Here is a 23063-nt window from a genome sequence, read left to right as displayed (position 1 = left end):
TGAACGTATCGCTCGTCTATCATTGCCAATGAAGCACTATTCCCTTGCTTAATTGGACAACACGTTTTGACTCGCGGTCCATGGCCCTTACAGCATTTATTCGTTTTTCAAAAGAAGAATTGTCGCCATCGAAGCAATTCCTTCTTCTCTACCGACAAACCCTAACTTTTCAGTCGTTGTCGCTTTCACGTTCACTTGCGATACATCTGCATGCAACAGTTCTGCAATACGCGCACGGATTGTCTCGATATGAGGCGCCATTTTAGGTTTCTGCGCCATAATCGTACAATCGATATTGCCTAACCGATAACCTTTCTGTTCAACAATGCTCCACACTTTTTCAAGCAGAACCGCTGAATCAGCATCTTTAAAAGCAGCATCCGTATCCGGAAAATGTCTGCCTATATCCCCTTCACCAATCGCCCCTAAAGCAGCGTCCGTCACCGTATGTAACAATACATCCGCATCTGAATGGCCGATCAGCCCTTTATCATACGGAATGGTAATCCCACCAATTATTAATGGACGTCCTTCTGCAAACTCATGCACATCAAACCCTTGTCCAACTCGAATCATCCAAACCCCTCCTACTGTCTACGTTTCAAGAGGACTTCACCAAATAGCAAGTCCTCACTCGTCGTCATTTTCACATTATCGTACGTACTTTCAACGATGCGAACAGGCACACCAAGCCGTTCCACAATCATCGATTCGTCCGTCCCTAAAAAACCATCTGCTTCCGCCTTTTCAGAAGCTTCCTTTAGAAGTTCATAACGAAAAGCTTGTGGTGTCTGAATGGACCACAATTTTGAGCGGTCTACCGTCTGTTCCACTACACCATCGACAGTCACTTTAATCGTATCCTTAACAGGCACTCCCGCAATGGCTGCGCCGTACTCACTTGCCACCTCAACGAGTTTACGAATGACATCTTGGTGAATGAACGGACGTGCTGCATCATGCACGAGCACAACTCCGCCATCTTGATGAGCTTGAATGCAAGCAGCTACACTTTGTTGCCGCTCCGCACCACCAGGAACCATCGCCTTTACTTTCGTTATGCCGTATGCCTGGAGCATCTGTTCAATCGTCGGTCGCTCTTCCGGTTTGACGGATAAAATCATTCCTTCACAGTTGTGATCCCGCTCAAACACATCCAATGTATGCATGAGAATCGGCTTTCCCGCCAACTCCAAAAATAATTTATTGAACCCCGCTCCCATGCGGCGCCCACTTCCTGCAGCAGGGAGCATTACAGTATAAGTCTCCATCAACAAGCCTCTTCCTTACGATTTTGCCGATTTCCCATTCTTCGGTTTCGCAAAAATCATTCGTCCAGCAGAAGTTTGCAACACACTCGTAACGACAACATCTATTGTGTTCCCAATATGCGATCTACCTTCTTCAATGACGATCATCGTTCCATCATCCAAGTATGCAACTCCTTGGTTATGCTCTTTACCGTCCTTGATGACAACGACATGCATCTCTTCACCTGGAATGACGACCGGTTTCACAGCGTTTGCCAAGTCATTTATATTCAACACATCGACACCGTGTAAATCAGCTACTTTATTCAAATTAAAATCGTTCGTCACAACAAGACCATTCATACTTTTAGCAAGTCGCACAAGTTTCAAGTCCACTTCCGCAACATCATTAAAATCTTCATCGGTAATCAAAACACTCGGGCCGTCTTCCGTTTGCAACCTTTTCAACACATCAAGCCCTCTTCTACCCTTCGTCCGTTTCAACGAATCCGACGAATCAGCAATATGCTGAAGCTCTGTCAGCATGAACTGCGGAACAACGAGCACACCTTCAAGAAACCCAGTCGCTGCAATATCAGCAATACGCCCGTCTATAATGACACTCGTATCGAGAATCTTATTGACTTTTGCTTCTGATTGAACAGAAGCATCCGACCCATCCTTCTTCTTTTGGCTACTAGTTCGCATCGCAAATAAAGCATGCAAAAATTCTTCTCGTTTCTTGAACCCTACTTGGAAGCCAAGATACCCAAGCAAGATTGAAAGCAATATCGGAAGAATGGAAGTAATAATCGGGATTTCAATACTACTTAATCCGAAACTGACTAAAAACGCAACACTTAATCCGACAATCAACCCGATTGTCCCAAATAGCAAGTCAAAAATTGGCGCTTTCAACAACAAATCTTCCATCCACTTAATAAAATTGACGATCGGATCTGCGATGAACAGACCTAGTAAATATAATACAATTGCCCCTAAAACTGCAGCTACATATGGATTGTCAATCATCGGCTGAGAAGTAAAAGAAGATAAAGTAAATAAATACGGTAAAAATAATACGCCGAGTGTCCCTCCTACAAGGAGCAATCCAATTTGCACCACTCTTTTCAACATGCACAACACCTCCATTTCATTATTCAATACTATACATGTTTTTTAGCGCATTCGCTGTTCTGAACCATTGACATCACTTGATTTCCTACTATGGTTAGGACTCTCAAACACCCGTCAAAGTTCCTGCCCCCCTTATGCATCCCCCTCTTATTTACAGAACGTCAGGCCCTCGGGTCGCTTCAGCCTAGACGCATAAGGCAAAGAGTGCCTTCTGGTCTTGCCTTCCAGCGCCTGTCGCGCCTAAACGACGTTCTACGCTTTTGGTGACATCCAGCTCCGAACGTCAGGCCCTCGGGTCGCTTCAGCCTAGACGCATAAGGCAAAGAGCGCCTTCTGGTCTAGTCTTCCAGCGCCTGTCGCGCCTAAACGACGTTCTCCGCTTTTGGTTATTAAAACACTGTTTTTAATGCTTGGCTTACTGTTTCGACGCCTATGACTTCTATTCCTTTTGGGAAGTCCCATCCGCCGATGTTGGAGGCTGGGATGAAGACTCGTTCGAAGCCTAGTTTGGCTGCTTCGATGACGCGTTGTTCAATACGGGAAACGCGGCGAACTTCTCCTGTCAAACCGACTTCGCCTATGAAACAATCTGTCGCCCCCGCAGCCGCATCGCGGTAACTAGAGACGATGCTGACTAGCACTGCTAAATCGATCGCCGGTTCATCCAGTTTTACACCACCCGCAACTTTTATATACGCATCTTGCGCTTGCAGCAGCATCCCCATTCTCTTTTCCAGAACAGCCATGAGCAATGACACACGGTTTTGATCAATACCTGTCGCCATCCGTTTTGGATAATTAAAACTCGAAGGCGTCACAAGCGCTTGGATTTCAACAAGAATTGGACGGGTTCCTTCCATGGATGCCACGACAGTCGAACCCGCTCCGCCTTGGGATCGTTCTCGCAAAAATAATTCTGATGGATTCAACACTTCTTTTAAACCAGACTGCAACATCTCAAAAATAGCAATTTCATTTGTCGACCCGAATCGGTTTTTCACACTGCGCAAAATCCGATACGTATGGTGACGCTCCCCTTCAAAATACAGAACCGTATCCACCATATGTTCCAGTAGCCGCGGACCTGCAATCTGTCCATCTTTTGTTACATGTCCGACGATGAAGATCGCGATATTTTGCGTCTTTGCTATGCGCATTAATTCCGCAGTACATTCCCGCACTTGCGAGACACTTCCTGGAGCTGACGTTACTTCCGGATGATGAATCGTTTGAATGGAATCCGCAATGACAAACTTCGGTTGAACGTCATTAATCGTTTCATGAATCTTGGACAAGTCTGTTTCTGCATAGATATACAATTCATCCGACGTAACACCAAGCCGTTCTGCACGCAATTTTGTTTGTCGAATGGATTCCTCTCCTGATATGTACAATACTCGCTGTTGTTGGTTCGCAAGAAGAGAAGAAACTTGAAGTAGTAACGTTGATTTCCCTATTCCTGGATCGCCACCTATGAGCACAAGGGAGCCTGGTACAATTCCGCCACCTAACACACGATTCAATTCGCCTAGCTCCGTTTTCACCCTCGGTTCCTCTGCCGTCTGAATGGAATTGATTGGTTGGGCCTTTTGATGAACGGTTTCTGTATGCTGGAATGCACCACGAGGACCTTTACTTACAATTTCAACTTCCTCGTCCATCGTGTTCCATTGGCCACAACCCGGACATCTTCCCATCCATTTTGGCGATTCATATCCACAATCCCTACACATGAATTTCGTCTTTCGTTTTGCCATAGTACCCTCCATCTATGAAAAAAGACGGCCCGATTCCGTAGAAATGCGAATTCTACGGAAGGGCCATCCAATTATTGATTTTCCGCCACTGCTTCGCGTTCCGTCTTCACGACGAACTTGTCATCTTCCACATCGACAACCACTTTACCACCTGTCAGAACCGTGCCTTTCAACAGTTCCTCCGATAAGCGATCCTCGACATGTTTTTGAAGTGCACGTCTCAACGGACGCGCGCCATAATCCGGGTCATACCCTTCTGACGCAATCTTCGTTTTTGCTTCATCTGTCAATTCAAGCGTAATATCTTGTTCAGCCAAGCGTTTCGTCAACTCATTAGACATCAGCGTCACAATTTCACGCAAGTGATCTTTTTCAAGTGAATGGAATACAATCATTTCATCGACACGGTTCAAGAATTCCGGACGGAACGCTTTTTTCAGCGCATCCAACATCTTGGACTTCATGCCTTCGTAGTCTTGTTCACCATCTTGAAGATTAAAACCGACATACCGATTTTGCTTCAACGCATCTGCTCCGACGTTAGACGTCATAATAACGACTGTGTTCCGGAAGTCGACCGTACGTCCTTTCGAATCCGTCAATCTTCCATCCTCCAACACTTGCAATAAGATGTTGAATACATCCGGATGCGCTTTTTCAATCTCATCCAGTAAGACAACCGAATACGGCTTTCTACGCACTTTTTCCGTTAACTGGCCGCCCTCATCGTATCCTACGTAACCTGGAGGTGAACCAACAAGTCGGGACGTCGCATGCTTCTCCATATACTCGGACATGTCAATTCGAATCATCGCATCTTCATCACCAAACATCGCTTCCGCTAGCGCTCTTGCAAGTTCGGTTTTACCTACACCCGTCGGTCCGAGGAAAATGAACGAACCGATTGGACGCTTCGGATCTTTCAATCCTGCACGCGCTCTTCGGATTGCCCGGGAAATTGCCATTACAGCTTCACTTTGACCGATGACACGCTCATGAAGCAACTCTTCCATGTTCAACAGTTTTGCAGTTTCCGTTTCAGCAATTTTCGCTACCGGAACCCCTGTCCACATCGCGACGACTTCCGCAATGTCATTCACCGTCACTTCAGACTCTTTTTTCCCTTGTTTCTCTTTCCAAGCCGTTTTCGTCTTTTCGAGTTCTTCTTTCATTTTTTGTTCTTTATCGCGGAATGATGCAGCCTTTTCAAATTCCTGGCTTTGCACCGCGGCATTCTTTTCATGGCGAATCGCTTCCAATTTAGATTCCAGTTCTTTCAAATTCGGTGGCGTCGTATACGAACGTAAACGGACTTTAGAACCGGCTTCATCTATCAAGTCAATCGCTTTGTCCGGCAAGAAGCGATCGGAAATGTATCGATCGGACATCTTCGCCGCAGCTTCAATTGCCTCATCCGTAATTTTCACACGATGATGCGCTTCATAACGATCACGCAAACCGTTAATAATTAGGATCGTCTCTTCCACTGTTGGTTCATCTACTTGAATTGGCTGGAAACGTCTTTCAAGCGCCGCATCTTTTTCGATGTATTTTCGGTATTCGTCAAGTGTTGTCGCACCGATACATTGCAATTCACCACGTGCTAACGATGGTTTCAAAATATTGGACGCATCAATCGCCCCTTCAGCACCACCTGCACCAATCAATGTATGCAACTCGTCTATAAATAGAATGATATTACCGGCTTGACGAATTTCCTCCATCACTTTTTTCATCCGGTCTTCAAACTCACCACGATATTTTGTACCTGCAACAACTGTACCCATATCAAGCGTCATGACACGCTTATCTCGCAAGATTTCAGGTACTTCATTGTTAACAATTTGCAACGCAAGCCCTTCTGCAATTGCGGTCTTACCCACACCCGGCTCACCGATTAAGACCGGATTATTTTTCGTGCGGCGAGCAAGCACTTCGATAACACGGGTGATTTCCTTGCTACGACCGATGACTGGATCTAAAGAACCTTCACGAGCGACTTCCGTTAAGTCGCGCGCCAGACTATCTAATGTAGGCGTTGAGGCAGATGCGGATGAACTTTGAGAACCGACAGCTGTATCATTACTGCCTAACAATTGAAGAACCTGTTGTCTCGCTCTGTTCAAGCTAACACCCGCATTATTTAACACGCGTGCAGCAACGCCTTCCCCTTCGCGGATAAGCGCTAACAGAATATGCTCCGTACCAATGTAAGAGTGTCCTAATTTACGCGATTCATCGACAGACAACTCAATGACTTTTTTCGCTCTCGGTGTGTAATGAACGATTGGACCAACTTCCTTAGAACCTGATCCAACAAGGCTTTCGACGCCTTTTTCGATTGTTTCAAAGCTGACGTCGATCGCTTCCAATGCTTTTGCAGCAATGCCGCCACCTTCACGTATAAGTCCTAATAAAATATGTTCTGTGCCTATTGATTCATGTTTCATTCGGATCGCTTCTTCTTGTGCAAGTTGCAACACTTTTTGTGCACGCTGTGTAAAACGATTGAACATCATATGCATTCCACTCCTTTTATTTACCATCTAAACTGTTTTTCGCATGACGCTCACGAAAAATACATCTCTTTTACTCTATTCAATCAGGCCATCAAGCAACCCAATTCCACTAAATTGACTTTGACTATCTTTGACTTAATTATAATAAAAAGAAAAGTCCCTTGCAAAATACTTGCTTACTTTTCTTTATTATTTTCTTCTTGTTGTCGATCTGGTCGCAACCGTTCCCTGAATAAATTCGCTCTGAAAATATCCCGTTCTTCTGCAGTTAACTCTGCTTTCGCATATTGCTGTAAAAAGCCCGGTTGCATGAAAACCATCAACTCATTCAATATAGACATATCAATGTCTTCGATAATATTTAAATCAATACCGAGACGGACATCCGACAGGCAACGTGCAGCTTCCCCAGATGGTAGTAGTCGAGCGTACGTGATGATGCCGAGTGATCTAAATAATTTGTTTTCCAACGCGACGCGTGACTTGGAGAGCAGCAGTTCCCGCGAACGACGTTCATGGGCAATTAATCGTAATGCCACATTTTTCAAGTCCGCTAAAATCTCTTTCTCCGTTTTCCCTAAAGTCGTCTGATTTGAAACTTGATAAATATTCCCTGGCGCTTCACTGCCTTCACCATAGCTCCCTCTTACAACCATCCCTAGTCGGGTGATTGCAGGAATAATTCGATCGATTTGTTTTGTAATCGTCAAAGCCGGTAAATGCATCATGACGGATGCTCGCATGCCCGTACCCGTATTTGACGGGCAACTCGTCAAGTACCCGAACGCTTCATCAAAAGCGTATGGCAATTGGCCTTCCAAATAATTATCAACTGTATCCGCCTGCTCATAGGCATTTTCAAGTTGGAACCCCGGATAGATACATTGAATTCGGATATGGTCTTCCTCATTCACCATTATGCTAATCGTTTCGTCTTCTGATAAGAGGACTGCACCGTGCCGTTTTGAATCTGTCAGTTGAGGGCTGACGAGATGTTTTTCGACAAGAACTTGTCGATCGAGTAACGTTAGCTCAGACATCTTCATATAGGCATACCCTTTTTCTCCAGAATTAAGCAATGCAGTTGAAACTGCTTCATCGATTTTGTGAGCTTCTTCAGCAGTGAATGCAATTGGGAAGCGATACCCCTTTAAATTTCGAGCTAACCGGATTCTTGTCGACATGACGATATCTGCATGCTCGCCACTCGATTTCATCCAACCAGTAACCGCATCCTCCATGAATTTATCAATTGACATCGCCAACATCACCTCCGTCCGCACATTGCGCCAAGCGAAGTTTCAATGCATTCGCCTCGTCCCTCAATGTGGCCGCATCCTCAAACCGCTCCGCCTCAATCGCTTGTTGCATTTCCATTCGAATTTCCTCTATTTTCTTCTTCAAAGCGAACAATTCATTGAATGAAACAGGAATTTTCCCAACGTGTGTCGTATGGCCATTATGGAGTTTGCTCAAAACACGTGGCAATCGCTCTTTGAACGTCGTATAACAAGTAGGGCATCCAAACTTCCCAACGTCTAAAAACCGTCTAAACGTCAATTGACAATCAGGACACTTTGGCCCCTCCGGTAAGCTATCCCTCGTTTGTTGGAAAGGTTGAACTGAGTCCGTACCGCCAAACCAATGGGAGAGGAACTGTTGAATCGAAAGCGGTTCCTGGTTCGGATCCAAGTGAAACATTTGCGATTGGAATGCGCATTTGTCACACAAATGACGTTCGGTTGTCCCATTCGCATTTTCCTGTGTAAAAATTACGGAAGCCTGCCGTTCTTTACAGTTATCACAATTCATCATCTCACCTCTTCGTCATGCTACGCTTGTCATTTGTATAAGAGTGTCATTAATACCGATTGTAAAACCCGTGCCCGTATGATGTCCCGCTCCGGCAATGGGAAATGGAGCGTATTCCGATCTACAGCCGCTAAGATAATTCTCGCTTCTCGCTCAGAAATAGCTTTCTCCTCGAGCATCCTGAGCACTACATCTTCCGCCATCGTATACGTGACACCTTGATGGATGCTCTCTAAAATATGTTCAATCAATTCTTTGTGCGAGTTTGTTTGAACGCGGTAAATTCGTATATACCCGCCACCACCTCGTTTGGACTCGACAGCGTACCCACGTTCTACTGTAAACCGTGTGTTAATGACGTAATTGATTTGGGAAGGAACACATTGAAATTTCTCAGCTACTTCGCTTCGTTTAATCTCAATTGTTCCACTATCTTCTTTTTCGATAATACCCTTCAAATACCCTTCTATAATGTCAGAAATGTTTCGCATATTTTCACCTCTTTCCTCTTGGTGACAAGTCACTGACTTTGACTATCTTTGACTTAATTGTACACGAATAAAACTTGTAATTGCAATTGAAATGCTACCTTCCAGCCATCAAACTCTCTCTTCCATTCAGTCACTATCCCCCAAACTGAGAATTCACAGTCACATTTTGAATGAATACATCATATATTGACAAAGTACTCTTCAACTCTTTTTAGAAACCCCGTAAGAGTTGATGCATACTTTTTTCTTGTTTATAATAGATTTTAGAGGGTAATAAAGTAGTTGAGGATTTTTTTCTGACCTCTTTTTTCCTCGTCACAGAGTTGCGTTCAAGAGGACTGATGAACTGTCGATTGCAAACAATCCCAATTCTTCACCCTGAAGCAATCTGTCCTTTTGAATAGAATTGCGTCTTGATGTATTTACACATAAATTCGAGTGTTCTCGAACAAAACCCTCTACTGTTCTACAGCATCTAACCGAGGCGTGATTTGGATTTGACAGAACAAAAACCTAGAGACACTCTGTCAAATGCACGCAAAACTCTCTTCACGAACCCCAAAACAAAAAGCTCCAGGTACACCCATACCAATGGAGGAGATTTTCAGCATGAACTGGTACGAAAAATTAAGTGAGTATTTCCCGATCGAAGAAATGAAGTCCAAAGAACATATGGACGCCCTATTGAAAGACAAGAAAAACGTCTACATCAAAGAAGAAGGACCGCATCATGTCCTCATGTATGCAGAAACTGAAACATTCATTTTCATCGACTACTTATTTGTCTCCGCTCAATCCCGCGGTGCAGGTCTCGGACGAAAGCTTTTGACATCCTTAAAAGCAAAAGGAAAGCCGATCATTTTAGAAGTGGAACCGGTTGATTACGAAGATACAGACACCGCTAAACGTCTGAAATTTTATGCACGCGAACAATTTCATCACGCGCGACGAATCGGATACAGCAGACGCTCGCTCGCAACCGGCGAACAAACGGAACTCGAAATCCTTTTCTGGTCCCCGACAGACGCCGATGAGGAGACCGTCTACGAAGCGATGAAAACAACATATGAAGAAATCCATACGTATAAGGATGAGACATTTTACGGTGATCAATACGACCCGACCGATAAAGTTTTAGTTTTTGAAAAAGAACGCAAACAAAACATTCTTGAATCCTTTGTAGCAACAAAATAATGAACAAGCAGCCTCTCCACAGTGAGGCTGCTTGTTCTATGTAGATGAAAATTGCTTTAATGTTCATAAACGATTAAAACGTTGTTGACGATAGCTGATAGTATATGGGTGTGTTAGGAAAGGGAGAAGAGTATGCAGAGTATATAAATTCAATTTTATAAGCTAGTCTATATTTTTTTATTTTACTTGTAAGTTGACTGGACATTTACTATCATTCTCATACTAAATCCTTATGAAATTTCACAGTTTGAAAGTACATGAACTTCTTCGTGTCTTCTTGAATTTCAGGATGAAGTTCTTTAAACCAATCTGTTTCAAGATCTCCTTCGGTGCATACATCACCTCTCCAAAAAGTAATACCTAATTTCGGGAATACATACATGAAACCAAATTTGGAATCACTATTTCTAATATATGGAGAGATATTATCCAAGTGTTCTATTAGCTTTTCAGCTTTCGTATTAATAATATCAATCCCCTTAAAATTGCAGTAAAAATGATTTTTTATATGATTCACAATCAAATGAATAGATTGCACTCCTCCCTCTTCATCATATTCAAAATGAAATGTGTAATCATAGCAATTATATTTTTCAATGTAAAATTTATTAACACGTTCTGCTTCTTCTTCTTTCATTCCAAACTTAAAGAATCCAACTGAATATCCTTCTTCAACTGTTAATTCTACCATTGTACACCTCCATTAATGTGTTGTTACAAAACTTCTTGGAATCAAAAAAGGCAAAATAAATGTACACGCATTCTTTTTCGCAAACTACGATAGCATGATAACCAACTAGGTAAAGTGTCAAAACCCATTTGGCGCGACAAGAATTATACAGAAAAAACAGATCTCCGCGGAACACAGAAATTTGAACGCCGCATAATCTCCGCAAAAGTTTACTTAGCGCTCAATCCATGGACCGATCACTCAACAATAATAATACTGAAAATTCAATTTAAAAGATACCTATTCCCCATTAGATTATCCTTAATTTGTTAATAGCATTCTGCACGACATGCAACTTAACTAACTCTAATCTCCCGCGAATCCCATTTCCGCATAAATCTTGCAAACGGCTCATATCTCGTCACAACTCCTCATACTTCCTCAGAACAACGCATATTCTCACAAAACGCCGCATTCTTCCCCAAAACGCCGCATAACCACCCTCACTCGAGGACACCCAATAACCACTCTCCACAAAAAGTTATTGAATTTCTCAGAATCTATGACATAATGAATGTTATTCTTTAATACTTTACAGTAAAGAAGCACTGAACATAGGGGGAATGAGAATGGCAGAAACAGCTAAAATAAAGAAAAAGGGGTTATTTAACAGGTTTCTAGATTTTATCGAGAAATACGGGAATAAATTACCGGACCCCGTCATGTTATTCGTCTACATTGCTGGTATCATCTTAGTTTGTTCCGCAATTTTTGGGGCACTTGGAACGAGTGCGACGAATCCTGGAACGGGCGAAGAGATTAAAGTCGTCAATTTGTTAAACGGTGAAGGGCTCATTATGATTTTGACGAACTTGGTAAAGAATTTTACGAGTTTCCCACCGCTCGGACTCGTTCTCGTCGTCATGTTAGGCGTTGGATTAGCAGAATCGACAGGTCTAATTGGAACCGTCATGAAAACGACTATTTTAAATGCCCCTAAAAAGATTATCCTACCGACAATCGTTCTCGTAGCTATTTTGGGGAATGCAACTGCAGACGCAGCCATGGTTGTTCTTCCACCCATCGTTGCGATGATTTTCATTGCGCTTGGAAGACATCCTATTGCAGGACTTGCTGCAGCATATGCATCTGTTGCAGGCGGTTTTTCTGCAAATCTGATTATCAGTGTATTAGATCCTCTTGTTTATGGATTCACAGAAATTGGTGCACACATTTATGACCCGACCTATTCTGGCAATCCCGGCATGAACTATTACTTTTTAGCCGTTTCTGCATTAGTGTTAGTACCAGTGGCCGTATTGGTTACAACAAAAATTGTAGAGCCTCGACTCGGAAAATACGAAGGTGTCACCGAAACATTAGAAGAAGTCACTGCTCTGGAGAAAAGAGGACTTAAATGGGCAGCGTTTTCCGTTTTTGTCATTATCGGAACTGTGTTGGCACTATCTCTTCCAGAGAATGCACTGTTACGTCATCCAGAAACAGGTAGCTTAACGACTTCACCTTTAATGGATAGCCTCGTACCGCTAATGATGCTACTATTTCTTGTTCCGTCCATCATTTACGGAAAAATCGTCAAATCCGTCAATAACTCAAAAGACTTCGCTGACCACTTAGCGAAAGCCATGTCTGGCATGGGTATGTATATCGTTATTGCATTTGTCGCAGCACAAATGATTGCGTACTTTAACTGGAGTAACCTCGGTCCAATTGTCGCAATTAAAGGCGCAGAAACCCTTCAAGCACTCGGCTTAAAAGGACTTCCTTTGTTCATTGGCTTCATCATCGTGGCTGCACTCATCAATTTCTTAGTTGCAAGTTCGTCTGCAAAGTGGGCAATCCTTGCACCTGTTTTCGTTCCGATGTTCATGATCATGGGCTATAGTCCAGCTTTAACACAAGCTGCTTATCGGATTGGTGATTCCATTACAAATCCGATTACACCAATGCTTGCCTATTTTGCAATCGCGTTAACATTTGCGAAGAAATACGATTCTAAAATCGGAATCGGTACATTCATGACTTCACTGTTGCCGTACTCCATTGCGTTCGCCATCATGTGGATCATTCTTTTCGCCGCTTGGTATTTACTCGGTATTCCGTTAGGACCTCAAGGCGAATTATTCATACAGAAATAAAAGAAGGGTCGCTCCGCACATGGAGCACCCTTCTTTTTGTATACTTTTCCTTCCAACTAAGCACATCTCAAATTACTCGATTGTAATGTTCGTCATCTCTTTGACTGGTAAGAAAAGCTCGCCTGTTGCCAAGTACGTGATGGCTAATCGATCTCCTTCTTGCACATATATCGCTAAAGGAACTACTTCAGTTGAAACAACATAGTTCGTTCCGTCATCCGACAAGATGGATACGATGGTGAAATCTCCCGCACATTCCTTATAGACACGCAAAACAGTTGCAACCGTCTTTTCTTCTTTTGCACTTGAACTACCATCAACAGAATTGCCTCCACGTTGCAAAGCGGCCTTATACAGCTTCAACGCTTCATTCGGTGAGTTCGCGAAAACAGAGATTTCCGGATTCGCCGCCGAGACAATAAAATAATTTTGCAAGAAACCATTCGAATCAAGTACTGGCGTCAACCAACTCGCTTCTCCATAAAAATTGTAGAGAACCGGCATTTCACCCGTCCACTTCTTCTCGATAAATTTCTTCTCAATAATTTGAAGTGCGCCTTGTGAATCCATATACGATTCTTCCAGGTTACCAGTGTAGTAAGTAGCTTTTCCCGTACGTCCATCCGTTAACGCATAGCCGAGCATCGAGTCAACTTCTTCTTTTGGACTTGTGAAATCAGTAAAATAATACATATGACCATTTTCATCGAAAATCGGACTGACATTCGATTCAGTTCCTTCATCAGAAGGCAATTTAACATCTTTTTTCCCGACAATTGAATTCCAGAAACCATGAACATACTTTCCAAAATAACTATTTTGCAGACTGACTGCTTCTGGTGAAACAGCGCCATCGATGTAATCAGGAATATCGTTTAACGCAAACTGCTCCACTTCCCCAGTTTTAGGGTCCACCATTACAATCCCGTGGACGTCAAACCCATTCCTTGCTGTGATGAATTCTCCGTAAGACCTAATATAATGCGGCTCACCTTCGTCATCAATTTCAAGTTGTACATCGCCGTAAAAAATGAGATTTGGGAATTCCATCCGCATATGCCGCTCTACTTGTTTGTGGAAAAAAGAAGAAGGCGTATAGACCATTTCCGACTTCACAAACTTAGGGTTATCAGCTGAATCCGTGGCACTCATTGTGAAATAGCCTGGTGTTGTCTTACCATTCAACCATTTAAAGAAACCCGAGAATTCAACAGGAGCAATGTACACAAACTCCCCATTCACTTTTTGAATTTGCAAATGACCCAGCTCGTAAAAGCTTGTATTCGGCACTTGCCCAAATGCTTTTTTCATTTTATTTCTTGCAAATTTCGGTGGTACACTTGCTGGTGTCTTTGATTCATCAAATGCCTTAATCTCAACTTGCTGATCCATCTCTACCGCTTGAAATTTTTGGTCAGCATTAAAAAGTGGCGCACTCAAAATATACACACTTCCTAACAATGCGCCTACAAATAAGATACCTTTGACAGACCGTTCTTTCCCGGTAGCAAACACTACGCCGGCGAGTGTAGCAACAAGAACGAATGCCCATAACGACGTCCAGTTTCGATCCAAATTCGTTAGGTAATAGACGCCAAAAGTAAGTATGGATAGTAATAACGTTGTAGATAAAATAGCCGTGATACGGTTAAATTGAACTTTATTGGATTCTGAAGATCCACTAGAGATCGGTACAACTATGACCGCAAATGCCACACCTGCAGCGATCGAAAATAGTAATAAATCGATCATAAAACCACTCTCTTCTTTTAATAAATTTGTATGTAAGTTACTATACGAATGAATAGCCATTTCGTTTCATTCGAATGAAAAAAGCTATCTGGAACAGGCAATTTTCTCACCTGTCAGATAGCAAAATAATTAACGTAATTCCACAGCTTCTCTCTTCAACGGTTCCAAATCAATTTCAAAGCCCATATCCTCAAGCATTTGCCGATCACGATCACTCTCTTGACCCGCTGTCGTCAAGTAATCGCCGATGAAAATTGAATTCGCCGGATAGAGACCAAATGGTTGAAGTGATCGTAAATTCACTTCACGTCCACCGGAAATCCGAATCTCTTTTGTCGGGTTGATGAAACGGAATAGACACAACACTTTTAAGCAATAGCGCGGCGTCAATTCGTTCGTCCCTTCAAGCGGCGTCCCATCTACGGCATGCAAGAAGTTGACAGGGATCGAATCTGCGTCCATCGCATGCAAACTTCTCGCCATCGCGAGTACGTCTTCCTTTGTCTCTCGCATACCAACTATGACACCTGAACACGGTGAAATGCCCGCTTCTTTAGCCAACTCTACTGTATTCACGCGGTCGTCATACGTATGCGAAGTTGTAATGCTTTCATGATGCGCTGCGGATGTGTTGATGTTGTGGTTATACCGATCGACACCCGCTTCCTTGAGCCGTTTTGCCTGCTCCGGCTTTAGAATACCGAGACATGCACAAACGGTCATGTCTTGGTGCTTCGCTTTAATTTCCTTAACGGAATCAATGACAATCTCTAGTTCACGGTTTACCGGTCCCCGGCCGCTCGCCACGATGCAATATGTCCCCGCATTGACAGAAGCTGCACGTTCAGCACCAGCCACAATTTCTTCTTGCTTCATCATCGCATACTTTTCAATCGGTGCTTTTGATACGATCGACTGCGCACAATAGCCACAGTTTTCCGGACAGAGCCCTGATTTTGTATTGATAATCATATTTAACTTCACTTTGTTGCCATAATAGTGCTTTCGAATTTTATACGATGCGTGTAAAAGCGGCAATAAGTCTTCATCCGGACTGTTTAAAATGGCCAGCCCTTCCTCATCCGTCAACGTTCCCCCAGCTAACACCCGCTCTGCCCATTCCTCATAATTTGTCACGTCGTACGCCTCACTTTCAATACTTTATACATGCGGTGCCCAAAAATTCCTGCGAGCACAGACAATATAATATCTTTCGGTAGTGGTGGAATCATCCAAGCCCAAGCGACCTTGTATGTAAACACATTAGGAGCAGCCGCCCAAAGTTTATAAGCTGCATACATCCAATTTGTACCGATTAAATAATTGATTGTCATTCCAAAAAGACTAGCGAAAACGTAGCTTCGTAAACTTCCGTTCTTCTCAACAATTTTACCTACCACATACGCAACAAGGATATATGAAAGGATAAAACCAAAAGTTGGCAGTAAAATTGCTCCAAATCCTCCATTGAATTTCGCAAACACAGGTGCTCCAGCTAATCCGACAAACATGTAAACTGTCATAGAAATTGCACCTAAGCGGCTTCCCAGTATGAGTCCTGAGAGAACAGCAAAGAAAGTTTGTAACGTAATCGGCACACCTCCTACGACTAAAAACGGAACAAACGACGTAATATTCGCTCCAATCATCATCAATGCCGCAAACATTCCGCAATAGACGAGGCTTAGAGCACTCATTGTGCTTTTAGGTTTCACTGTAGTTGTTGTCATCGTACACCTCTTATTAGTTAAGTTATCTATTTCAGAATAAAAGTTAACACATTTTGTGTCAACCTATTTTTTATATCAGTTAACCTAAATAAAAAAATCGACGGTTAGTTAACCATCGACTTCACTTCGTTATTGACCATCTTCGCTTTTCGGGAATAAAAAATGTGCTATTACACCACTTAAGATGGCAGCTCCAATTGTAATCCACACACGTGATGTACCTGGTACTTCTTGAAAATTCTTATGTAGCATATACCATGCGATCCCCGCCACTAAAAGCGCAATGGGGACAGCAAACTTAAAAACCCTCACTACCTTCACCTTCCACTCTTTGTTCTACAATCATTCTATCATGATTAGCCAATTTGTCGGATACAAGACTATACAATTTCACTTGTAATTCTTATTAAACATCGAGTTTCCTCTCTAAGCGGACGCGTTTCGCTTGCACACCTTCAATCAAGGAAACTGTGAAGGGGAAGCTTCACCTTAATTTCTTTAATTTCAGAAATTAATGCGGCAGTTTATTTCTTCACTTAGCTCATTCCAGGGTTTTCAGCTCGCGCTGTTCTTGCAGGAAATACCGTAACGAAGTATGACTTATACAAACAAAAGCTTAGCGTTGAGAGCTCACCTTTGTACATCGCCGTCTTCTACAATCCCTGCGAACGTTTTCTAAAGATAAGAGGCAAATAAGTTATCGGTACAAACTAGTTGGCTGGAGTGCAGGCGCCGACTCCTGCGGGGGAATAGCACGAATGGTGAGACCCCGCAGGGAAAGCCGTCACGCAGAACGGCTTTTGCGAGCAAAAGCGTAGCGTTGGGAGCAAAAGCGTAGCGTTGGGAGCAAGGATGCCTTAATTTCTGCAAAGTACGCAGAAATTAAGGCAAATCGAACTCTTCGTTGTTCGATTGGCTCACCCGTGCCCCGCGGAAAGCGTGCGCCGGAACGCAAGCCAACGGGTTCAAAGAAGTCTACTTGTAAAAGTGGTTAATCAACAGACCCGATAAACGAAACCCCTATTGACGGATTGAGTAATTAGCGGTATGATGTGTTAAATTATTCGAACAACTGCATATCATTTTCTTATCTAGAGAAGCTGAGGGACTGGCCCGAAGAAGCTTCAGCAACCAGCCGTTAACGGTCAGGTGCTAATTCCAGCAGGTCTTTCGCGGCCTGGCAGATGAGAAGGTAGCGAGCCATCGCATTTTCAAAGCCTTCTTTTCGAGAAGGCTTTTTTCGTTTTCATACAGGTCTGACTTATTAGAAGAAGGGATGAATTCACAATGAACTTACTTGAGAATCTAAAGAACAATGTATTGGTAGCGGATGGTGCGATGGGAACTGTGCTTTATTCGCACGGAATTGATTTTTGCTATGAAGAATTAAACGTTGAGAAACCTGAAATTATAGAGAAAATCCACCTTGACTATATTGCAGCAGGCGCAGATATCATTCAAACAAATACATATAGCGCAAACGCCCTGAAACTTGCCCGCTACGGTATGGAAAACCGGGTGAAAGAATTTAACGAGGCAGCCATTCAAATTGCGAAACGTGCAGCTGCACAAGGCAACCAATACGTACTTGGGACAATCGGTGGTTTGCGTGGTATCCGAAAAAGTGATGCCTCACTTGCTGACGTATTAGCGATTGTCCGAGAACAGGCAGATACATTATTAGCAGGCGATCCTGATGGCTTGCTGCTCGAAACGTATTACGATTTTGAAGAACTCTCTACAGTTGTTAAAGAACTTCGTAGAATGACGGATCGACCGATTGTGGCACAAGTTTCTATGGATGAACCGGGTGTCTTACAAAACGGCTTGCTGTTGAATGATGCATTGCACCAACTAGAAGCGTTCGGTGCCGATGTTGTCGGCGTCAACTGTCGTTTAGGACCTTACCATACGATCCAAGCATTTGAAAAAGTGACATTGCCTGAACGAGCGTTTCTTTCTGCCGCTCCAAACGCAAGCTTACTCGATGTGGAAGACGGCCGCATTGTCTACGTATCAGAAGCGGATTACTTCGGCCGCGCTGCTGCTCTCCTACGTGAAGAAGGTGTTCGTCTCATCGGCGGGTGCTGCGGAACGACACCAAAACATATTGCTGCAGCCAAAAAACATTTGAGTGGGCTTGCACCTATTACAAAAAAAGTCGTTACCCCTGAAAAACCGATCGTTATTCGGGAAGCGGACCCTGCTAAATACGAACCGTTACATGAAAAAGCAAAAACGACTCGAACTGTCATCGTTGAGCTTGATACGCCAAGACATTTGGAAACCGAACAATATTTCATCGGCGCTAACCAATTATACGATGCAGGTGTAGATGCCGTGACGATGGCGGATAATTCACTTGCCTCTCCACGGATTAGCAATATGGCGATGGGTTCAATTATGAAAATGCAACATAACGTCCGTCCACTTGTTCATCTGACGTGCCGTGATCATAACTTGATCGGTTTGCAATCGCATTTGATGGGGCTTGATGCACTCGGCATCCACGATATTCTAGCTGTCACTGGCGATCCGACGAAAGTTGGCGACTTCCCAGGTGCAACAAGTGTGTATGACGTATCCAGCATGGAGTTGCTACAACTGATTAAGCAATTGAATGAAGGCATTTCATTCACAGGCAAGCCATTACGGAAAAAAGCGAAATTCTCCGTCGCAGCAGCGTTTAACCCGAACGTCCGCGTATTGGACCGGGCCGTTCAACGATTGGAAAAGAAAATTGAGTGTGGAGCGGATTATTTCATTACCCAGCCGGTATATACGAAAGAGAAAATCGTGGACATTTATGAAGCGACAAAACATTTGGAAACCCCAATCTTCATTGGCATTATGCCTTTGACAAATATACGGAATGCAGAATTCCTGCACCACGAAGTGCCAGGGATTAAGTTATCAGAAGACGTGCTCGAGCGGATGAGAGCATGCGGGGATGACCGTGAGAAAGCGACAAGAGAAGGCGTCGCGATTGCCAAAGAACTGATTGATACAGCAGCAGAGCTCTTTAATGGCATTTACATTATTACACCGTTCCTGCGCTACGATATGTCGCTGGAACTGATTCAACATATTAAGGAACTTGACGCAGAGAAAGAGAGGAATGTTGTCCATGCCTAAGCACCTGATCGAAGAACAACTTGAGAAAAGAATACTCCTTTTGGATGGCGCAATGGGCACGATGCTCCAAGCTGAGGATTTGTCTGCTGATGATTTTGGTGGCGAGGAATATGAAGGGTGTAATGAATACTTGAATCTATTGCGCCCCGACATCCTGGATAAGATCCACCGCGGGTATTTGGAAGCGGGGGCAGACGTCATTTGTACGAATACGTTTGGTGGGACCCCTCTTGTTCTAGATGAGTTCAGTCTCGGCCACCGTGCAGTAGAAATTAACAAGAAGGCTGTGGAAATCGCGAAAAAGTGTGCGGTCGATTACTCGACACCTGAGTGGCCGCGTTTCGTCGCCGGAGCGATTGGACCGACAACGAAGACGTTATCCGTCACCGGTGGAATCACTTTTGATAAGCTATCGGAGGATTTCTACGTACAGGCAAAAGCTCTGATTGAGGGTGGCGCAGATCTGTTATTGATGGAAACGAGTCAAGATATGCTGAACGTTAAAGCAGGGACGATTGGCATTAAACGGGCGTTTGATGAAACTGGGATCGAGTTGCCGATCATGATTTCAGGGACAATCGAGCCGATGGGTACGACGCTTGCGGGACAGAGCATTGAAGCATTTTACATTTCCATCGAGCATATTAAGCCGTTATCTGTCGGGTTGAACTGTGCAACTGGCCCTGAATTCATGACAGATCACCTACGTTCGTTATCGGAGCTGGCGACGAGTTTTGTGACGTGTTATCCGAATGCTGGTTTACCTGACGAAGAAGGTCATTACCATGAGTCACCAGAGTCTTTATCACAAAAGCTGAAAGGGTTTGCTGAAAAAGGTTGGTTGAACATGGTAGGTGGGTGTTGTGGTACGACGCCGGATCATATACGGGTATTGCGGGAAACGGTTGATGGATTAACGCCTCGACAAAAACCAGAAGTAACAAGGGATCATGCGGTTTCAGGAATCGAACCATTGCTCTATGACCCGTCTATGCGCCCGTTGTTGATCGGTGAACGGACGAATGTGATTGGTTCACGGAAGTTCAAGCGATTGATTGTCGAGGAAAAATTCGAGGAAGCGTCTGAAATTGCACGTGCCCAAGTACGTGGCGGTGCACATGTACTCGACATTTGTTTGGCAAATCCGGATCGCGATGAGCTGGAGGATATGAAGAAGTTCATGCAGGAAGTCGTAAAGAAGGTGAAAGTTCCGCTCGTCATCGATTCGACAGATGAAAATGTCATCGAAGAAGCGCTGAAGTTTTCACAAGGGAAAGCGATTATTAACTCCATCAACTTGGAGGACGGCGAAGAACGGTTTGATGCGGTCATGCCGCTTGTCAAAAAGTTCGGTGCGGCTGTCGTCGTTGGGACGATCGATGAAATCGGTATGGCGGTCACTCGCGAACGGAAACTTGAAATTGCTGAGCGGTCGTATAATCTGTTAGTGAATAAATGGGGATTGGCACCTGAAGACATCATTTTCGATCCACTCGTCTTCCCTGTCGGTACGGGTGACGAACAATATATCGGTTCAGCGGTTGAGACGATTGAAGGCATCCGGTTAATAAAAGAAAAAATGCCGCGGGCGTTAACGACGCTTGGGGTAAGTAACGTGTCGTTCGGGCTGCCACCGGTTGGGCGTGAGGTTTTGAACGCGGTGTATTTGTATCATTGCACGCAGGCAGGACTCGATTACGCGATTGTTAACACAGAGAAGTTGGAGCGTTATGCGTCCATTCCTGAAGCGGAAATCAAGCTAGCGAATGATCTTTTATTCACGACGACGGATGAGACGTTGGCAGATTTCACGGATTTCTACCGGGATAAGAAAAAGGAGAAGACGGAGGATGATATTCCGAAGACGGTTCCTGAACGTTTAGCGTATTACGTAGTAGAGGGGACGAAAGAAGGGCTCATTCCTGATTTGGAGGCAGCGCTAGAGTTGTATGACACGCCGCTCGATGTGATTAATGGGCCGTTAATGGAAGGAATGGCTGAGGTCGGTCGGTTGTTTAATGATAACCAATTGATTGTTGCTGAGGTGTTGCAAAGTGCCGAGGTGATGAAGGCTTCCGTTTCCTTCTTGGAGCAGTTCATGGAGAAGAAAGAGGACGATTCGGGGAAAGGGAAGATCGTGCTCGCGACGGTCAAAGGGGACGTGCATGATATCGGAAAGAACTTGGTCGATATCATTTTGAGTAATAATGGGTTCAAAGTGATCGATATCGGCATTAAGGTGACGCCTGCGACGTTAATTGACGTCATTCGGAAGGAGAAACCGGATATCATCGGGTTGTCGGGATTGCTTGTAAAATCTGCTCAGCAAATGGTCATTACGGCGCAAGATTTCAAGGCGGCGGGAATTGACACACCGGTGATGGTTGGTGGCGCTGCATTGACAAGAAGATTCACGGAGACGAAGATTGCGCCTGAATATGGAGGACCAGTCATTTATGCCAAAGATGCGATGCAAGGGTTGGATTTGGCGAATCGGTTACAAAGTGGCGAGAAAGAGGCGTTGTTGCTCGAGATTTCCGATAAGCAAGAGAAGCGTTTGGAGTCGGAAGCTGTCCGCGCTACACGAGATACGGCGGTGGCGGTATTGCCAAGGCCTGTGAAAACCGTCCGAGAAGATGTGCCTGTTTTTGTGCCGGCTGATTTGCGCCGTCGTGTGATGAAAGAGTACTCGGTGTCCCATTTGTATCCATATGTAAACATGCGTACGTTGATCGGCCATCATTTAGGGTTGCGCGGAAATGTGGATAAAATGTTGGCCAATCGTGAAGAGCGTGCCGTTCAGTTGCATGAAATGGTGACGGGTTTCCTGGAGTCCGGGAAATTGTCGGCTTCAGGTATGTATCAATTCTTCCCGGCGCAGGCAGATGGGGATGACGTCATCATCTATGATCCTGTTGACGGGAAAACAGAAATTGAGCGTTTTACATTCCCAAGACAGAGCAAAGATCCTTTCCTTTGTCTTGCAGATTTTTTGAAGCCGGTTGATAGCGGGCAGATGGATTATGTGGCGTTTATGCAAGTGACTGCGGGTCATGGCGTTCGTGCGTATGCAAATGAATTAAAAGCGCAAGGTAAGTTTTTGGAGAGCCATGCATTCCAAGCAACAGCTCTTGAGCTTGCAGAAGGCTTTGCGGAGCGTGTCCATCAGGAAATCCGCGATCAGTGGGGCTTCCCGGACGCAACGGACTTCACGATGCGCGATCGTTTTGCAGCCAAGTACCAGGGGCAGCGTTTTTCATACGGCTATCCGGCTTGTCCAAATCTTGAAGATCAGGCAAAGTTGTTCGGTTTGTTGAAACCCGAAGACATTGGTGTCCATTTGACGGAAGAGTTCATGATGGAGCCTGAAGCGTCAGTTTCCGCGATGGTATTCGCTCACCCGGATGCTCGGTATTTTAATGTAGATTGAAGTGTAGGCTGCCTTTCCTTTTTAGGA

The 23063-nt window shown here is 44.2% G+C and carries 17 protein-coding genes and 1 riboswitch; of the genes, 4 read left to right on the top strand and 13 right to left on the bottom strand.

The window, feature by feature from the left end; genetic code table 11:
- Window positions 1–96 precede the first annotated feature (96 nt).
- The 8 genes from ispF to ACVHUV_RS04720 form a co-directional block, all read right to left on the bottom strand.
- A complete protein-coding gene (ispF, locus tag ACVHUV_RS04755; RefSeq protein WP_317943727.1) occupies window positions 97–576 on the bottom strand; it encodes a 2-C-methyl-D-erythritol 2,4-cyclodiphosphate synthase in 480 nt (159 codons plus the stop codon).
- 11 nt (window positions 577–587) lie between these two features.
- Window positions 588–1271 (bottom strand): 2-C-methyl-D-erythritol 4-phosphate cytidylyltransferase, encoded by a 684-nt coding sequence (ispD, locus tag ACVHUV_RS04750; RefSeq protein ID WP_462086298.1) that lies wholly within the window; start codon window positions 1269–1271, stop codon window positions 588–590.
- A 15-nt stretch (window positions 1272–1286) separates the two neighbouring features.
- Window positions 1287–2387 (bottom strand): PIN/TRAM domain-containing protein, encoded by a 1101-nt coding sequence (locus ACVHUV_RS04745; RefSeq protein WP_317943730.1) that lies wholly within the window; start codon window positions 2385–2387, stop codon window positions 1287–1289.
- 389 nt (window positions 2388–2776) lie between these two features.
- Window positions 2777–4144: a DNA repair protein RadA gene (gene radA / locus ACVHUV_RS04740; protein WP_317943731.1), complete on the bottom strand. Its 1368-nt coding sequence runs from the start codon at window positions 4142–4144 to the stop codon at window positions 2777–2779.
- A gap of 71 nt (window positions 4145–4215) precedes the next feature.
- Complete coding sequence (gene clpC, locus ACVHUV_RS04735) at window positions 4216–6663, bottom strand: ATP-dependent protease ATP-binding subunit ClpC (protein ID WP_317943732.1); 2448 nt, start codon at window positions 6661–6663, stop codon at window positions 4216–4218.
- Window positions 6664–6839: 176 nt separating this feature from the next.
- The gene (mcsB, locus tag ACVHUV_RS04730; RefSeq protein WP_462086297.1) at window positions 6840–7922 is read right to left on the bottom strand and encodes a protein-arginine kinase McsB; all 1083 of its coding nucleotides are present in this window, start codon (window positions 7920–7922) and stop codon (window positions 6840–6842) included.
- The gene (locus tag ACVHUV_RS04725; protein ID WP_317943734.1) at window positions 7912–8475 is read right to left on the bottom strand and encodes a UvrB/UvrC motif-containing protein; all 564 of its coding nucleotides are present in this window, start codon (window positions 8473–8475) and stop codon (window positions 7912–7914) included. The genes mcsB and ACVHUV_RS04725 overlap by 11 nt, the downstream gene beginning before the upstream one ends.
- Before the next feature lie 29 nt (window positions 8476–8504).
- On the bottom strand, window positions 8505–8966 hold the full coding sequence (locus tag ACVHUV_RS04720; protein WP_317943736.1) for a CtsR family transcriptional regulator: 462 nt from the start codon (window positions 8964–8966) through the stop codon (window positions 8505–8507).
- Window positions 8967–9575: 609 nt separating this feature from the next.
- Here ACVHUV_RS04720 and ACVHUV_RS04715 point away from each other — a divergent pair.
- Window positions 9576–10160: an N-acetyltransferase gene (locus ACVHUV_RS04715; RefSeq protein WP_317943738.1), complete on the top strand. Its 585-nt coding sequence runs from the start codon at window positions 9576–9578 to the stop codon at window positions 10158–10160.
- Window positions 10161–10377: 217 nt separating this feature from the next.
- On the opposite strand, the gene ACVHUV_RS04710 is transcribed toward ACVHUV_RS04715, so the two are convergent.
- Window positions 10378–10851, bottom strand: coding sequence for a hypothetical protein (locus ACVHUV_RS04710; RefSeq protein ID WP_462086296.1), 474 nt, complete (start codon window positions 10849–10851; stop codon window positions 10378–10380).
- A gap of 608 nt (window positions 10852–11459) precedes the next feature.
- Here ACVHUV_RS04710 and ACVHUV_RS04705 point away from each other — a divergent pair.
- Window positions 11460–12989 (top strand): AbgT family transporter, encoded by a 1530-nt coding sequence (locus ACVHUV_RS04705; protein WP_462086295.1) that lies wholly within the window; start codon window positions 11460–11462, stop codon window positions 12987–12989.
- A 72-nt stretch (window positions 12990–13061) separates the two neighbouring features.
- Here ACVHUV_RS04705 and ACVHUV_RS04700 read toward each other — a convergent pair whose 3' ends face one another.
- The 4 genes from ACVHUV_RS04700 to ACVHUV_RS04685 form a co-directional block, all read right to left on the bottom strand.
- Window positions 13062–14741: a hypothetical protein gene (locus ACVHUV_RS04700; protein WP_462086294.1), complete on the bottom strand. Its 1680-nt coding sequence runs from the start codon at window positions 14739–14741 to the stop codon at window positions 13062–13064.
- 129 nt (window positions 14742–14870) lie between these two features.
- Window positions 14871–15878, bottom strand: coding sequence for a biotin synthase BioB (gene bioB, locus ACVHUV_RS04695; RefSeq protein ID WP_317943743.1), 1008 nt, complete (start codon window positions 15876–15878; stop codon window positions 14871–14873).
- Complete coding sequence (locus tag ACVHUV_RS04690; protein WP_462086293.1) at window positions 15875–16471, bottom strand: biotin transporter BioY; 597 nt, start codon at window positions 16469–16471, stop codon at window positions 15875–15877. Before ACVHUV_RS04690 ends, bioB begins: the two co-directional genes overlap by 4 nt.
- Window positions 16472–16600: 129 nt before the next feature.
- Window positions 16601–16783: a hypothetical protein gene (locus tag ACVHUV_RS04685; RefSeq protein ID WP_462086292.1), complete on the bottom strand. Its 183-nt coding sequence runs from the start codon at window positions 16781–16783 to the stop codon at window positions 16601–16603.
- Between the two features lie 772 nt (window positions 16784–17555).
- Window positions 17556–17662, top strand: a riboswitch (SAM riboswitch).
- 96 nt (window positions 17663–17758) lie between these two features.
- Between ACVHUV_RS04685 and ACVHUV_RS04680 the strand changes: the two genes are divergently transcribed.
- The gene (locus ACVHUV_RS04680) at window positions 17759–19606 is read left to right on the top strand and encodes a bifunctional homocysteine S-methyltransferase/methylenetetrahydrofolate reductase (RefSeq protein WP_462086291.1); all 1848 of its coding nucleotides are present in this window, start codon (window positions 17759–17761) and stop codon (window positions 19604–19606) included.
- Window positions 19599–23036, top strand: a complete 3438-nt coding sequence (metH, locus tag ACVHUV_RS04675; protein WP_462086290.1) for a methionine synthase — start codon at window positions 19599–19601, stop codon at window positions 23034–23036. The genes ACVHUV_RS04680 and metH overlap by 8 nt, the downstream gene beginning before the upstream one ends.
- Window positions 23037–23063: the final 27 nt, after the last annotated feature.

The sequence above is a fragment of the Sporosarcina saromensis genome, assembly GCF_054901285.1.
This window is presented reverse-complemented; position numbering and strand designations above follow the sequence as displayed.

Excerpts from the sequence above, each read along its gene's own strand:
- ispF (WP_317943727.1), bottom strand. The coding sequence starts at position 576 with ATGATTCGAGTTGGACAAGGGTTTGATGTGCATGAGTTTGCAGAAGGA.
- ispD (WP_462086298.1), bottom strand. The coding sequence starts at position 1,271 with ATGGAGACTTATACTGTAATGCTCCCTGCTGCAGGAAGTGGGCGCCGC.
- ACVHUV_RS04745 (WP_317943730.1), bottom strand. The coding sequence starts at position 2,387 with ATGTTGAAAAGAGTGGTGCAAATTGGATTGCTCCTTGTAGGAGGGACA.
- radA (WP_317943731.1), bottom strand. The coding sequence starts at position 4,144 with ATGGCAAAACGAAAGACGAAATTCATGTGTAGGGATTGTGGATATGAA.
- clpC (WP_317943732.1), bottom strand. The coding sequence starts at position 6,663 with ATGATGTTCAATCGTTTTACACAGCGTGCACAAAAAGTGTTGCAACTT.
- mcsB (WP_462086297.1), bottom strand. The coding sequence starts at position 7,922 with ATGTCAATTGATAAATTCATGGAGGATGCGGTTACTGGTTGGATGAAA.
- ACVHUV_RS04725 (WP_317943734.1), bottom strand. The coding sequence starts at position 8,475 with ATGAATTGTGATAACTGTAAAGAACGGCAGGCTTCCGTAATTTTTACA.
- ACVHUV_RS04720 (WP_317943736.1), bottom strand. The coding sequence starts at position 8,966 with ATGCGAAACATTTCTGACATTATAGAAGGGTATTTGAAGGGTATTATC.
- ACVHUV_RS04715 (WP_317943738.1), top strand. The coding sequence starts at position 9,576 with ATGAACTGGTACGAAAAATTAAGTGAGTATTTCCCGATCGAAGAAATG.
- ACVHUV_RS04710 (WP_462086296.1), bottom strand. The coding sequence starts at position 10,851 with ATGGTAGAATTAACAGTTGAAGAAGGATATTCAGTTGGATTCTTTAAG.
- ACVHUV_RS04705 (WP_462086295.1), top strand. The coding sequence starts at position 11,460 with ATGGCAGAAACAGCTAAAATAAAGAAAAAGGGGTTATTTAACAGGTTT.
- ACVHUV_RS04700 (WP_462086294.1), bottom strand. The coding sequence starts at position 14,741 with ATGATCGATTTATTACTATTTTCGATCGCTGCAGGTGTGGCATTTGCG.
- ACVHUV_RS04690 (WP_462086293.1), bottom strand. The coding sequence starts at position 16,471 with ATGACAACAACTACAGTGAAACCTAAAAGCACAATGAGTGCTCTAAGC.
- ACVHUV_RS04680 (WP_462086291.1), top strand. The coding sequence starts at position 17,759 with ATGAACTTACTTGAGAATCTAAAGAACAATGTATTGGTAGCGGATGGT.
- metH (WP_462086290.1), top strand. The coding sequence starts at position 19,599 with ATGCCTAAGCACCTGATCGAAGAACAACTTGAGAAAAGAATACTCCTT.